General features: G+C 66.2%; 9 protein-coding genes and 2 rRNA genes (1 of these 11 only partly in view). 5 read left to right on the plus strand and 6 right to left on the minus strand.

Annotation, left to right across the window (positions count from 1 at the left end; translation table 11 throughout):
* Both MUY22_RS23740 and rrf read left to right on the plus strand, forming a co-directional pair.
* A 23S ribosomal RNA gene (locus tag MUY22_RS23740) occupies positions 1-3,122 on the plus strand; it begins 1 nt to the left of the window's first position.
* A 78-nt stretch (positions 3,123-3,200) separates the two neighbouring features.
* Positions 3,201-3,317 (plus strand): 5S ribosomal RNA (gene rrf, locus MUY22_RS23745).
* Between the two features lie 1,442 nt (positions 3,318-4,759).
* Here the strand turns inward: rrf and MUY22_RS23750 are convergent.
* Together MUY22_RS23750 and MUY22_RS23755 are read right to left on the minus strand one after the other, a co-directional pair.
* Complete coding sequence (locus MUY22_RS23750) at positions 4,760-5,971, minus strand: Ig-like domain-containing protein (RefSeq protein ID WP_247062634.1); 1,212 nt, start codon at positions 5,969-5,971, stop codon at positions 4,760-4,762.
* Between the two features lie 103 nt (positions 5,972-6,074).
* Positions 6,075-6,944 (minus strand): patatin-like phospholipase family protein, encoded by an 870-nt coding sequence (locus tag MUY22_RS23755; protein ID WP_247062637.1) that lies wholly within the window; start codon positions 6,942-6,944, stop codon positions 6,075-6,077.
* A gap of 70 nt (positions 6,945-7,014) precedes the next feature.
* Here MUY22_RS23755 and MUY22_RS23760 point away from each other — a divergent pair, with 70 nt between their 5' ends.
* The 3 genes from MUY22_RS23760 to MUY22_RS23770 all read left to right on the plus strand — a co-directional run bounded on the left by MUY22_RS23760 (position 7,015) and on the right by MUY22_RS23770 (position 9,418).
* Positions 7,015-7,980, plus strand: a complete 966-nt coding sequence (locus MUY22_RS23760; protein WP_247062638.1) for a LysR family transcriptional regulator — start codon at positions 7,015-7,017, stop codon at positions 7,978-7,980.
* A gap of 99 nt (positions 7,981-8,079) precedes the next feature.
* Positions 8,080-8,646 (plus strand): papain-like cysteine protease family protein, encoded by a 567-nt coding sequence (locus MUY22_RS23765; protein WP_247062639.1) that lies wholly within the window; start codon positions 8,080-8,082, stop codon positions 8,644-8,646.
* Position 8,647: 1 nt separating this feature from the next.
* A complete protein-coding gene (locus MUY22_RS23770; RefSeq protein WP_247062641.1) occupies positions 8,648-9,418 on the plus strand; it encodes a hypothetical protein in 771 nt (256 codons plus the stop codon).
* A gap of 118 nt (positions 9,419-9,536) precedes the next feature.
* Here MUY22_RS23770 and MUY22_RS23775 read toward each other — a convergent pair whose 3' ends face one another.
* The 4 genes from MUY22_RS23775 to MUY22_RS23790 are packed head-to-tail and all read right to left on the minus strand — an operon-like array spanning position 9,537 to position 12,756.
* Complete coding sequence (locus tag MUY22_RS23775) at positions 9,537-10,184, minus strand: DedA family protein (RefSeq protein WP_247062643.1); 648 nt, start codon at positions 10,182-10,184, stop codon at positions 9,537-9,539.
* Between the two features lie 45 nt (positions 10,185-10,229).
* Positions 10,230-11,231, minus strand: a complete 1,002-nt coding sequence (lipA, locus tag MUY22_RS23780) for a lipoyl synthase (RefSeq protein WP_247062660.1) — start codon at positions 11,229-11,231, stop codon at positions 10,230-10,232.
* A gap of 37 nt (positions 11,232-11,268) precedes the next feature.
* On the minus strand, positions 11,269-12,219 hold the full coding sequence (locus MUY22_RS23785; RefSeq protein ID WP_247062662.1) for an oxidoreductase: 951 nt from the start codon (positions 12,217-12,219) through the stop codon (positions 11,269-11,271).
* 18 nt (positions 12,220-12,237) lie between these two features.
* Complete coding sequence (locus MUY22_RS23790) at positions 12,238-12,756, minus strand: hypothetical protein (RefSeq protein WP_247062664.1); 519 nt, start codon at positions 12,754-12,756, stop codon at positions 12,238-12,240.
* Positions 12,757-12,874 lie beyond the last annotated feature (118 nt).

The following is a 12,874-nucleotide window of genomic DNA, read 5'->3' on the forward strand; positions in this document are numbered from 1 at the left end:
GTCAAGTTGTTAAGGGCACATGGTGGATGTCTTGGCTTCAGGAGCCGATGAAGGACGTAGGAGGCTGCGATAAGCCTCGGGGAGCTGTCAACCGAGCTGTGATCCGAGGATTTCCGAATGGGGAAACCCAGCACCAGTGATGTGGTGTTACCCGCACCTGAATATATAGGGTGTGTGGAGGGAACGCGGGGAAGTGAAACATCTCAGTACCCGTAGGAAGAGAAAACAACCGTGATTCCGTGAGTAGTGGCGAGCGAAAGCGGAAGAGGCTAAACCGATTGCATGTGATACCTGTCAGGGGTTGTGTAGTCGGTGTTGTGGGACCCGCCTTGAAGGAACTGACATTTCTTCGGAATTGACGCATGGGTTAGTGGAACGCCTTGGGATGGGCGGCCGGAGTGGGTGAGAGCCCCGTACGCGAAAACTTGTGTTGTTGTTCTTGGTGGTGTTCCCGAGTAGCAGCGAGCTCGTGGAATTTGCTGTGAATCTGCCGGGACCACCCGGTAAGCCTAAATACTTCCTGAAGACCGATAGCGGACTAGTACCGTGAGGGAAAGATGAAAAGTACCCCGGGAGGGGAGTGAAAGAGTACCTGAAACCGTGTGCCTACAAGCCGTCAGAGCTGTAATGGTGATGGCGTGCCTTTTGAAGAATGAGCCTGCGAGTTAGTGCTGCGTGGCGAGGTTAACCCGTGTGGGGTAGCCGTAGCGAAAGCGAGTCTGAATAGGGCGAATATAGTCGCGTGGTCTAGACCCGAAGCGGAGTGATCTACCCATGGCCAGGGTGAAGCGACGGTAAGACGTCGTGGAGGCCCGAACCCACTTAGGTTGAAAACTGAGGGGATGAGCTGTGGGTAGGGGTGAAAGGCCAATCAAACTCCGTGATAGCTGGTTCTCCCCGAAATGCATTTAGGTGCAGCGTCGTATGTTTCACCACGGGGGTAGAGCTACTGGATGGTCTAGGGGCCTTACCGGGTTACCGAAATCAACCAAACTCCGAATACCGTGGTGTGAGAGTGCGGCAGTGAGACGGCGGGGGATAAGCTTCGTCGTCGAGAGGGAAACAGCCCAGAACACCAGCTAAGGCCCCTAAGTGTGTGCTCAGTGGGAAAGGATGTGGGATTGCCCAGACAACCAGGAGGTTGGCTTAGAAGCAGCCACCCTTGAAAGAGTGCGTAATAGCTCACTGGTCAAGTGGTCCTGCGCCGACAATGTAGCGGGGCTTAAGCACACCGCCGAAGCTGTGTCATTGACACAATAGATCCATGCGAGCCCTTGAGGTTTGTGTGTAGTCGTGTTGATGGGTAGGGGAGCGTCCTGCACCCAGGGAAGCCGTGGCGGAAGCTAGCGGTGGAGGGTGTGGGAGTGAGAATGCAGGCATGAGTAGCGAATGCAGAGTGAGAAACTCTGCCGCCGGATGACCAAGGGTTCCTGGGCCAGGCTAATCCGCCCAGGGTAAGTCGGGACCTAAGGCGAGGCCGACAGGCGTAGTCGATGGACAACGGGTTGATATTCCCGTACCCGAGCATGTGCGCCCATGACGAGGCGTTTGATACTAACCACCCAAAGCCATATCCTGAAGTCTTCGGATGGAGGGGTGTGTGTGGAGCGTGGGACCTGATTTCGTAGTAGTCAAGCGATGGGGTGACGCAGGAAGGTAGCTCCGCCAGGCGATGGTTGTCCTGGTGTAAGCGTGTAGGAGAAAGCATAGGCAAATCCGTGCTTTATATACTCTGAGACGTGATGCGTAGCCGTTTGAGGCGAAGTAGAGTGATCCTATGCTGCCGAGAAAAGCCTCTAGTGAGTGCATGCACGGCCCGTACCCCAAACCAACACAGGTGGTCAGGTAGAGAATACTAAGGCGATCGGGTGAACTGTGGTTAAGGAACTCGGCAAAATGCCCCCGTAACTTCGGGAGAAGGGGGGCCAAACATCCTGAAGCTCTTCGCGAGCTAGGGGTGGGTGGCCGCAGAGACCAGCGGAAAGCGACTGTTTACTAAAAACACAGGTCCATGCGAAGTCGCAAGACGATGTATATGGACTGACGCCTGCCCGGTGCTGGAACGTTAAGAGGACCGGTTAATCCCTTCGGGGGTGAAGCTGAGAATTTAAGCGCCAGTAAACGGCGGTGGTAACTATAACCATCCTAAGGTAGCGAAATTCCTTGTCGGGTAAGTTCCGACCTGCACGAATGGCGTAACGACTTTCCGGCTGTCTCAACCACAGGCCCGGCGAAATTGCACTACGAGTAAAGATGCTCGTTACGCGCGGCAGGACGGAAAGACCCCGGGACCTTTACTATAGTTTGGTATTGGTTTTCGGTTCGGCTTGTGTAGGATAGGTGGGAGACTGTGAAGCGGTGACGCTAGTTACTGTGGAGTCATTGTTGAAATACCACTCTGGTCGAATTGGGAATCTGAACCTCGGGCCATGATCTGGTTCAGGGACAGTGCCTGATGGGTAGTTTAACTGGGGCGGTTGCCTCCTAAAGAGTAACGGAGGCGCCCAAAGGTTCCCTCAGCCTGGTTGGCAATCAGGTGTTGAGTGCAAGTGCACAAGGGAGCTTGACTGTGAGACAGACATGTCGAGCAGGGACGAAAGTCGGGACTAGTGATCCGGCACCACCTGGTGGAAGGGGTGTCGCTCAACGGATAAAAGGTACCCCGGGGATAACAGGCTGATCTTGCCCAAGAGTCCATATCGACGGCATGGTTTGGCACCTCGATGTCGGCTCGTCGCATCCTGGGGCCGGAGTAGGTCCCAAGGGTTGGGCTGTTCGCCCATTAAAGCGGCACGCGAGCTGGGTTTAGAACGTCGTGAGACAGTTCGGTCCCTATCCGCCGCGCGCGTAGGATACTTGAGGAAGGCTGTCCCTAGTACGAGAGGACCGGGACGGACGAACCTCTGGTGTGCCAGTTGTCCCGCCAGGGGCATGGCTGGTTGGCCACGTTCGGAAGGGATAACCGCTGAAGGCATCTAAGCGGGAAGCCTGTTCCAAGATGAGGTATCCCACCCTTTGTGGGTTAAGGCCCCCAATAGACCATTGGGTTGATAGGCCAGATATGGAAGCACAGTAATGTGTTGTCGAGTTGACTGGTACTAATAGGCCGAGGACTTGTCTACGAAGGTGTTACGCATCCACTCTACGGTTCTGAAACACCACACGACCCTCTTTTTGGGGGTGTGGGTGTTTGATAGTGTTTCGGTGGTTTTAGCGTCAGGGAAACGCCCGGTCCCATTCCGAACCCGGAAGCTAAGCTTGACAGCGCCGATGGTACTGCAACCGAAGGGTTGTGGGAGAGTAGGACACCGCCGAACATTTCGTTGAAGAGGGGCCTGGCCCGGTCGAGAACCACGGTTCTCCCGGGCCAGGCCCTCTTTTTATGCCCAAAACCAGCGCTGCCGGCACCGCGGGACCCGGTCGACCTCCAACCGTGTCGACCCTCCCCGTCACACGTGCCGGCTTCTGAAGCACGTGTTGGTTGTCTGATCACGGGAGTCGGCTTTCCAGTCACGCGAGTTGACCCTTCAATCACGCGGGCCGGCGCTCTGCTCGCGTGGTGACCCGTGAATCACTGGTGTCGACCTTCTGATCACGGGTGCCGGCGCCTCAATCACGCGAGCAGACCGTCCGGGTACGCGAACCGACTGTCTAGGTACGCAAGCCGACCGTCGAAGTACGCGAGCCGACCGTTCGGGACGTGAGCCGACTGTCCGAGTACGCGAACCGACCGGCTGGGTACGTGAGCTGACTGTTCGGGTACGTGAGCCGGCTCTTCGGGCGCGCGAGCTGCCCTCGCGCGGTGCGCGAGTTCCGGCCTCAATCACGCGAGATCCGTCCGGAGTCACGTGGATCCCGGCCGGCTCACGTGAGTCCGCCCGGGATCACGCGAGATCCGGCCACAGTCACGCGAGATCCGTGCGGGATCACGCGAGCTGCGGCTCCGATCACCCCGGCGCCCGGCGCCCGGTCTCACGCCCTCACGATCGAGTGATGCCCGCCGGATCACCGGTGATGCCCACCCAGTCACGAGAGATGCCCCGCGGATCACGTGAGATACCCCGCCAGTCACGGCTGAAGTCTCCCCGCACGCTGTCGATGCCCTATCGGCTACGCTTGCGGCCTGTGTAGGTGTCGAGACGGCTACAACGGCTGCCATCCCTGGGTACGTGGCGGCCGGGAGCATCGTCCGGCTGGCTGGCTGGCTGGGTTCCGCGCTGACGACGGATCGACGGGTGATTGGGCGACTGAGTCCCGCTGCGGTGGCGGATCGCCGAGTGGCCGGCCGATAGGGTCTTGCGCCGGCGGTGGGATCCCTGGCTGCTGCTCGGCTGTAGCGACTGGCTCACCTGGACTGGCCGTGAATAGGGCCCAACTCGGGCTACAGCGGCTGGCTCCCTGGACTCGCCGCGGCATTGTGCCTGACCTGAGTGCGGCAGCTGGCTCACCGGGCTGGCCGAGGACAGGACCTGACTCGGGTTGCAGCAGCTGGCTCATCGGGCTGGCCGACGATAGAGCCTGGCTCGGGCTACGGCTGCTGGCTTACGGACTCGTCGCGGATGGGGGCTACGACTGCTGGCTCACAAGACTTGTCGCGGGTGGAGGCCGCAGCGGCCTGGGTTACCGGACTTGGGCCGGATGGGGACTGAGTGGGACCCTGCGTGATCAGCGCCGTAGCTCTTGGGGCATGACTTGCGAACTGGGCACAAAGAAAGGGGCCGGGAGCGAAAGCTCCCGGCCCCTGACCAGACAACCGCAGTTACTTCACCGCTGAGCCGGCTTGCCAGTCGGCCCAGGACTTGGACCAGTCGCCGTACAGGTCCCAGACTGGGAGCTGGGGGCCGCCCGAGTTGGTTACCTCTACTACGTCGCCCAGGCCCAGGTTCTGGAAGAACCACTGGGCGTTCGCCGCGTTCAGGTTGATGCAGCCGTGGGAGACGTTCGAGCTTCCCTGCTGGCCCACGCTGTTCGGGTTCTCGTGGACGAACTCGCCGTCGTTCGAAATGCGCTGTGAGAACTTCTCGTTGGAGCGGTACGCCTTCGGGTCGGGCGGGCAGACGCCGTACGTGCACGAGTCCATCGTGTAGTTGGCCTGCTTGTCCGAAATGATGTGCGCGCCCAAATGCGTCGGCGTCGCGTCCTTGCCCATCGAGATGGGCATGGCCTTCACCATGGCGCCGTTGTGGAAGATCTGCATCTGCTCGGTGTTCCCGTCCGCCTTCGCGATCCAGGAATCGTGCACCTTGTACGTCTCCGTACGATCCTCGGCACCGAAGACGCCGTTTCCGAAATCGACGCCGTAGATCTTCGCCGTGACCTTCAGTGTGGTGCCGGCCTTCCAGTACTCCTTCGGCCGGTAGTGGACGTTCGAATCGTCGATCCAGTACCAGCTGCCCTCCTGCTTCGGCGTCGACTCCACCGTGAGGGCCTTCTCGACGTCCGCCTTGTTCTTGACGGCGATCTTGCCGAAGCTGAAGACGATCGGCTGCCCCACACCGACACCCGTGCTCGCCACCGCGGACGGTGCCGGGATCAGGTTGGCGTTGGCCTGCTTCTTCGGGGCGATCGTGCTGATCTGGTTGTCCTGCTCGATCGGCTTCCCGTCGGTGCCCTGGGCGTGCGCGACGATCTTGTACGTCGCGCCGTAGCCGAGCGGTTCGCTGGACGTCCAGCTGAGGGAGTCCGTCGCCAGCTTGCCGGCCACCGGCTTCCCCTTCGCCGTGTTGGTCACCGTGACGTCGATGAGCTTCCCGTTGGCCGCCTTGACGACGACGGGGGTCGACGGGTTCACGTTGGCGCCGCCCGCCGGCTCGAACGTCACCGCCACCGGGGTCGCGGATGGCGCCTCGGATCCGGACGTCGGCGCCCCGCCGGTGGGCGAACCACCGTCGTCACCGGACGAGCAAGCGGAAAGCAGCAGTGCTCCGGCGAGAATCCCGGCCACCGAAAGTAAAGTCTTCTTGGGGAGCATATTGTCTCTTTTTGGGAAATTGGGATCGGCGGGCATTACCATCAAAACTACGCGATAGCGATGACGTCCTTCCGACCGGATCGGTGCATCGTCGTGACGTGGATCACGTGACGACCAGACCAGGGGCGCCGTAAAGCCCCGCACCGGACACCGAAATCCCGTCGAGGAACTCCCGCGCCGCGTCGTACGCCTCGGTGGCCAGCGCGTCCGTGTGACCGAAGTCCAGCGGGTTCACCCGTGCGGGTGCCGGCCCGGGGAGGTACACCACCGGTACCCGGGACGCCGCGAGCGGCGCCTCCAGCACGGCCTGGTTCCGCATGCTGATCATCGCGGTGAACATCATCACCTCGGCGAACGTCCGCGGCGCGCTCGGCAGCTTCCCGGGGAACGCGCAGTCGAACACCACCAGCGACTGCGCGCCCATCGCCAGCGCCTGCCGCATCGGGACGTTCGCGACGAGCCCGCCGTCGTAGAGCAACCGGCCTTCGAAGGACACCGGCGGGAAGATCCCCGGGATCGCGCAGCTAGCCAGCAGCGGCGTCAGCAGGGGGCCGGACCGGATCAGCAGCGGCTCGGCCGTGTCGACCTGCGTGGTGACGACGCCGAGCGGCAGCGCCAGGTCCTCGAACCGGCGGCCGGCGCCGACATGCTCGTCGATGATCTTCGTCAGGCCGCGGTTGGTGAACAGGTGCGTCTTGCTCTGCGTCAGCGTCCGGACGCGGCTGAACACGCCGCCGGGGAACGCCTCGTCCCGCGTCATGTGCGCCCAGATGCCGCGCAGCCGCTCGATCGGGTCGTCGCGGGTCAGGGCCAGTACGGCCGCGTTGAGCGAGCCGACCGACGTGCCGACCGCCAGGTCCGGGGTGATCCCGGCCTCGGCGACCGCGCGCAGCATGCCGACCTGCATCGCGCCGAGACTGCCGCCACCACCGAGGACGAAGCCGATCGGCCGGGGAAGATCCGCGAAACTCATACCGCCGAATGTAGTAAGCCCGACTTTCGCAGGTCGTGCCGGCCGTGAAGCCGGCGTTAACCTGCTGGACGTGGCCGAGCTGGAACTGCGCCATCTCCGGGCCGTCCGCGCCGTCGCCGACGGCGGCAGTGTGAGCCGCGCGGCCACCGTGCTGGGCGTCAGCCAGCCTGCCCTCACCGCCCAGCTCAAGCGCATCGAACGCATCCTCGGCGGCGACCTGTTCGTCCGCGAGCCCAGCGGCGTGCGCCCGACCGAGCTCGGCCGGTTCGTGCTCGCCCGCGCCGACGCCCTGCTGTCCGACATGCAGGCCCTCGTCGCGACCGCGCGGAGCCACGGCGAAGGCGTCGCGGAGACGCTGAAGGTCGGGTACGTGCCGCTGCTCATCATCGGCCGGTTCATCGAAGAGCTGGGGAAGACGCTCGACGTTCAGACGTACGCCGAACCGGCGTCGCTGACCCTGCTGAAGCTGCTCTCGACCGGCCGGGTGGACGTCGCGCTGCTCGAACGGTTCGACGGCACCGAGCCGCACCACTACGCCGGGCTGACCGTGCGGACGCTGGCCACCGAGCCGATCTTCGTCGGGATCGCGCAGGGCCACCCGGCCATCCGCGGCGGCGTCGTCGACCTCGCCGATCTGGCCGGCGTCGACTGGATCCTGCCGCCACCGCACGAGAACTGCGTGCGCGTGCGGTTCCTGCAGGCCTGCGCGGCCGCCGGGTTCACGCCGCGGGTGCGGCACTTCACGTCCGAGGCGGGCACCGCGGGGACGCTGATCGCGCAGGGGGCGGTGTGCCTCGCGCAGGCCGCGTCCGCTCCGCCGCCCGGGCTGCTCGCGCTGCCGCTCGCGGGGGACCCGCTGTGGACCACGCTGCTGTTCGCGACCCGGGAGGACGACGCCCGCACGCCGGCGACCGACGAGGTGTTCCGCTGCGCCGAGGTCGCGTACGTGGCGTCGCGGCAGCGGAACCCGCACTTCGCGCGGTGGTGCCGCCAGCATCCGGAGGAACCGGGCGAACGGTTGGTCTCCGCCCGATAGGCGGCATAACGCCGGTGTTATCCCCGCTGGGATTACTGCCCGGCGCGGCAACGGGAGACGCTCACGAAGTCCCCACCTGTTGCCGACAAGGAGCAACGAATGCACCTCAGACGATCACTGGCGATCGGCGTGCTGTGCGTCGCGCTGGCCGGCTTGTTCTCCCCGCCCGCGACGGCCGCCCCGCGGGCCGCCACCACCCTGGCCATCAGCCAGCTCGTCCAGGAACAGAACCAGTGGTGCTGGGCCGCGAGCGGCCTGACCATCGCGCGGTTCCTGGGCTACGGCTCGAGCGTCAGCCAGAACACGTTCTGCGACTACTCCCGCGGCTACCCGGCCGGTTCGCAGTGCCCCAACCAGGCCGGCGAGCTGACGTACGTGCAGCGCGGCTACCAGGCGCTCGGGCTGCGGCCCGGCACCGTGACCAGCGCGCTGAGCTTCGCGTCCGTGCAGAGCGAGATCACCGCGCGGCGCCCGGTCGAGACGGGCATCTACTGGACGGCCGGCGGCGGCCACGCCCAGGTGATCTACGGCTACGACGCGAGCGGGCTCGTCTACTACGGCGACCCGTGGCCGAGCAGCCAGCGCTACAGCGCGATGGCGCACTCGAGCTACGTCCGCAACGGGCAGTTCCAGTGGGCCCAGTCCCTCTACCGGATCGGGGCGTGACATGAACCTCTACCGCGGACTCGTCACCCTCCTCGCCGGCTCCGCCCTGGTGCTCGGCTTCGGCGGCACGGCTTCGGCTTCGGAACCGTCCGGCACCGACGTCACGGCGGCCAAGCAGGTGCTCGCTTCGGCGGACACGACGGCGAAGCTGTCGTCGTTCTTCGGCCAGCTCGACCAGCGTTCCGGCGTCGCGCGGGCCGACGCGGAGCAGGCGCCGCGCGTCACCGGTGAGCCGTTGCGCGTCTACTCGCTCGACCCCGCGTTCGTCGCCGGGACGCCGGACGCGCGGCCGGCGGCGTTCGCGTACTTCGCCGTGCGGACGCAGGCGTCGACGGGCCGGCAGGCGACGGTCTGGCTCACCCCCGAGGCTTCGGGCTGGGCGGCGACCAACTTCACCACCGGCACCGAGGAGGTGACCTACCCGGCGCAGGCGGGCGCGGACGTCGTGTTCACCGAGCCGCAGGTCAACGCCTGGTACCGGATCCGCGACGGCCGCGTGCTGCCGCTCAACGACCCGGCCCGCTCACGGGTCGGCGACGGCGTCGCGGTGCCGGCGTACCAGCAGCTGGTGCACCGGTTGTACGGCGACAAGCTGCCCGGTTCGGCGTACCGGGCGCAGGGCAAGCTCGGCGGCTACGACCTCGCCGCCACCCCCGTTCCGGCGCCGTCCGTGCCGGGCACCGGTTCCTGGCCGTTCGTCGCCGGTGGGGCGCTGTTGGCGCTCGGCTTGATCGGCTGGGCCACCGGCAAGGCGACGCGCGCCCGTCGCTGACGCCGGGAGGGTGCGGCCTGGCGTCTCCGGCCGCACCCTCGTGGACCCGGCTCTCGCGCCGTGAGGGGCACCTTCAGGGCGTTAAAGGCCGTGAGGGGCACCTTCAGGGCTTTCCGCGTCAGGGAACGCGCTCGGACTCCGGTTCGGCGGCCGCGAGCGTTTTGCGCTTCTTCAAGCGCAGCAAGAAGAACACCGCGACCGCCGCCAGCACGCCGATCACGATCAAGCCGCCCGTGTTCAACGCGCCTTCGATGCGCTTCGCCGCTTCGCCCAGGGCGGCGCCGATGCTGATGTGGACCAGCGACCAGCAGAACGCGCCCGCCGCGGCCGCGGGCAGGAACCGGCGGAACGGCAGGCCCGACGTCCCCGCCGCGGCCGGCGTCAGCGTGCGGATCACCGGCAGGAACCTCGCGAAGAACACCGCCCACGCGCCCCGGCGTTCCAGGACCGACGTCGCCTTGTCCCAGGCTTCGAGGCCGTACTTGCGGATCAGCTTGGTCTCGCGCAGCCGGGGTCCGAAGCGGCGGCCGATGACGTAGCCGAGGGCGTCGCCCGCCGTCGCGCACAGCGTGACGACCGTCCACAGTGCCAGGAAGCGGGCGACCGTGTTCGCCGTCGTCGCGGCGATGAGCAGGCCGGATTCGCCCGGGGCCAGGAAACCCAGGCCGATCGTGCACTCGGCGAACACCAGCCCGCCGGTCGCCGCGACGAGCCCCGGTTCCGGGAGTCCTTGCAACCAGCTGAGGAGATCCGAAACCAGGGCCATGCGCGCCACTTTACCGATCCTTTAAGGTCGGTGGTGTGGCGTCGGTCACCGCGCCAGCAGCGACGCGGCTTCCTGGGCGGCGGGGCCTTCGACCGCGAGGTGCTGCAGGTTATCCGGCAGGACCTCGCCGCGGTGGGCCTTCGTCTGGGCGTAAAGACGTCCCGCGCGGTACGACGAGCGCACGAGCGGACCGGCCATGACACCGGCGAAGCCCATCGCTTCGGCGGCGTTCGAGTGCTCGACGAACTCCTCCGGCTTGACCCACCGGTCGACCGGGTGGTGGCGCGGGGAGGGGCGCAGGTACTGCGTGATCGTCAGGATCTCGCACCCGGCGTCGACCAGGTCCTGCATCGCCGGAGCGACCTCGTCGGGCGTCTCGCCCATGCCGAGGATCAGGTTCGACTTCGTCACCAGACCCGCTTCGCGCGCGGCCGTGATGACGTCCAGGGAACGCGCGTAGCGGAAGCCAGGACGGATGCGCTTGAAGATCCGCGGCACCGTCTCGACGTTGTGCGCCAGCACCTCCGGACGCGACCCGAAGACCTCGGCCAGCTGCTCCGGGTCCGCGTTGAAGTCCGGGATCAGCAGCTCGACACCGGTACCGGGGTTCATCGAGTGGATCTGACGCACTGTTTCGGCGTACAGCCAGGCCCCACCATCGGCCAGGTCGTCACGAGCCACGCCGGTGATCGTCGAGTAGCGCAGGCCCATGGCCTGGACGGACTCCGCGACCTTCCGCGGCTCCGTCCGGTCCAGCTCGGCGGGCTTACCCGTGTCGATCTGACAGAAATCGCACCGGCGCGTGCACTGGTCTCCGCCGATGAGGAACGTCGCCTCCCGGTCTTCCCAGCACTCGTAGATGTTGGGACAGCCCGCTTCTTCACACACGGTGTGCAGACCTTCGCGGCGCACCAAGCCCTTCAGCTCGGTGAACTCCGGCCCCATCCGCACCCGCGTCTTGATCCACGGCGGCTTCTTCTCGATCGGCGTCTCGCTGTTGCGGACTTCGAGACGCAGCAGCTTCCGGCCTTCAGGCGCAGCACTCACGGGATCAAGCGTACGCCCGCCGCGTGGGCCGTTCCGCCTACGCGGGGTCGGGCGTGACGCCGGTCAACTTCGCGGTGAGGTCCCACAACGCTGCCCCCAGCGCCTCGCTGCGCGCGGGCGTCAGCGGGTTCACCTTCACGGGGTGACCCCGCAGGCCGCCGACGCCGCGCGGGCCGATGTATTCGCCGCCTTCGATGCCGTCCGCGGTGGCCGCGTACAGCTGCGGGAGCGCGCCCATCCGGGGGCCCTGGGCCAGCAGGATCTCGCCGAGCCGGTTGCCGCCGCCGATCACGGCGCGCAGCACCGGGTTGCGGTAGGAGCGGGCCATGCCCTGGCCGAGGCCGGTCCACGTGTAGCCGGGGTGGGCGGCGACGCTGAGGACGTCGTCGCCGGCGGCGCGCAGCCGGCGGTTCAGGTCGAGCGCGAAGATCTGGTTGGCCAGTTTCGACTGGCCGTAGGCGGCGCCCGGGTTGTAGCGGCGGTGCTCGAAGTTCGGGTCGGCGACGTCGATGCGCGCGCCGGTCGCGGCGACACTCGAAAGCGTGACGACGCGGGCGCCGCTGCCGCCGCGCAACGCGGGCAGCAGCAGCCAGGTCAGCGCCGCGTGCCCGAGGTGGTTGGTGCCGAACTGGGTCTCGAAGCCGTCGGCGGTCTTGCCGCGCGGTGTCATCATCAGCCCGGCGTTGTTGATCAGCAGGTCCAGCCGGTCGCCGGTGCGTTCCCGCACCGACGCGGCGGCTTCGCGCACCGAAGCGAGGTCGGCCAGGTCCAGCTTGACGAGTTCGGGTGCGGCGCCCGAGGCGGCCGCGCGCACCTGCTCCAGGGCCTTCGCGCCGCGTTCGGCGGAGCGGCACGCGAGGAGCACGCGGGCCCCCTTGCCCGCGAGCACCTCGGCCGTGCGGAGGCCGAGGCCGGAGTTCGCGCCGGTGACCACCGCGGTGCGGCCGGTCTGGTCGGCGATGTCGGCTTCGGCCCAGCGCTCAGTCATGCGCTTACTTAACCGTGGTTACGCGCTCGGCGCGAGCAGGCGCCGCAGGTGTCCCATCATCGGACGGCGGGCAGGTTCCTCGCGGCTCGTGCGCAGCAGCGCCTCGAGAGTGCGGCCCACTTGGACGATCTCGTCGGCCGGCTCACGCGGGTCGGCCAGCCCCGAGGTGACGGCGAGCATCCGCAGCTCGCCGTCGTGCATGCGGCGCAGCGACGCGTGGCGCTCGAGCCCGCCGTCGAGCACCGCGCGCAGCGTCTCGTGCTCGTCGACGGTGGCGCGCCACGCACGGGTGACGGCGTCGACGTGGTCGCCGAAGCCGTCGGCGTCGTCCGGGTCGGTGACCTCGGTGCGCAGCCGGCCGGCCAGCACCTGCGTCCACTTGTACTGCAGGGCGGCGAGGAGGTTCTCTTCGCAGCCGAAGTGGTCTTCGGCGCCGGGGACCTCGTCGAGCGGTAGCGGCGCGCCCGGGTTCCGGCCCGCTTGGCGGACGGTGGCTTCGAGGATTTCCTGACGTCGGTAGAAGTCGGTCCAGCTCATGGTGTGGCTCCCCTTCCGTGGCGGGGGTCATACCGCGGGTCTGCGGCATACTCCCGGTACGGACCTGACCCGGTGAACATACCATGGGTATGGAGAGGTCCTCCGGGCGTAAAGTTGT

Source organism: Amycolatopsis sp. WQ 127309, from assembly GCF_023023025.1.
In the GTDB taxonomy this organism is placed as follows: Bacteria; Actinomycetota; Actinomycetes; order Mycobacteriales; family Pseudonocardiaceae; genus Amycolatopsis.

Bases quoted from the DNA above. Each gene is read 5' to 3' on its own strand.
- MUY22_RS23750 (WP_247062634.1), bottom strand. From the start codon at position 5,971: ATGCTCCCCAAGAAGACTTTACTTTCGGTGGCCGGGATTCTCGCCGGA.
- MUY22_RS23755 (WP_247062637.1), bottom strand. From the start codon at position 6,944: ATGAGTTTCGCGGATCTTCCCCGGCCGATCGGCTTCGTCCTCGGTGGT.
- MUY22_RS23765 (WP_247062639.1), top strand. From the start codon at position 8,080: ATGCACCTCAGACGATCACTGGCGATCGGCGTGCTGTGCGTCGCGCTG.
- MUY22_RS23770 (WP_247062641.1), top strand. From the start codon at position 8,648: ATGAACCTCTACCGCGGACTCGTCACCCTCCTCGCCGGCTCCGCCCTG.
- MUY22_RS23775 (WP_247062643.1), bottom strand. From the start codon at position 10,184: ATGGCCCTGGTTTCGGATCTCCTCAGCTGGTTGCAAGGACTCCCGGAA.
- MUY22_RS23785 (WP_247062662.1), bottom strand. From the start codon at position 12,219: ATGACTGAGCGCTGGGCCGAAGCCGACATCGCCGACCAGACCGGCCGC.
- MUY22_RS23790 (WP_247062664.1), bottom strand. From the start codon at position 12,756: ATGAGCTGGACCGACTTCTACCGACGTCAGGAAATCCTCGAAGCCACC.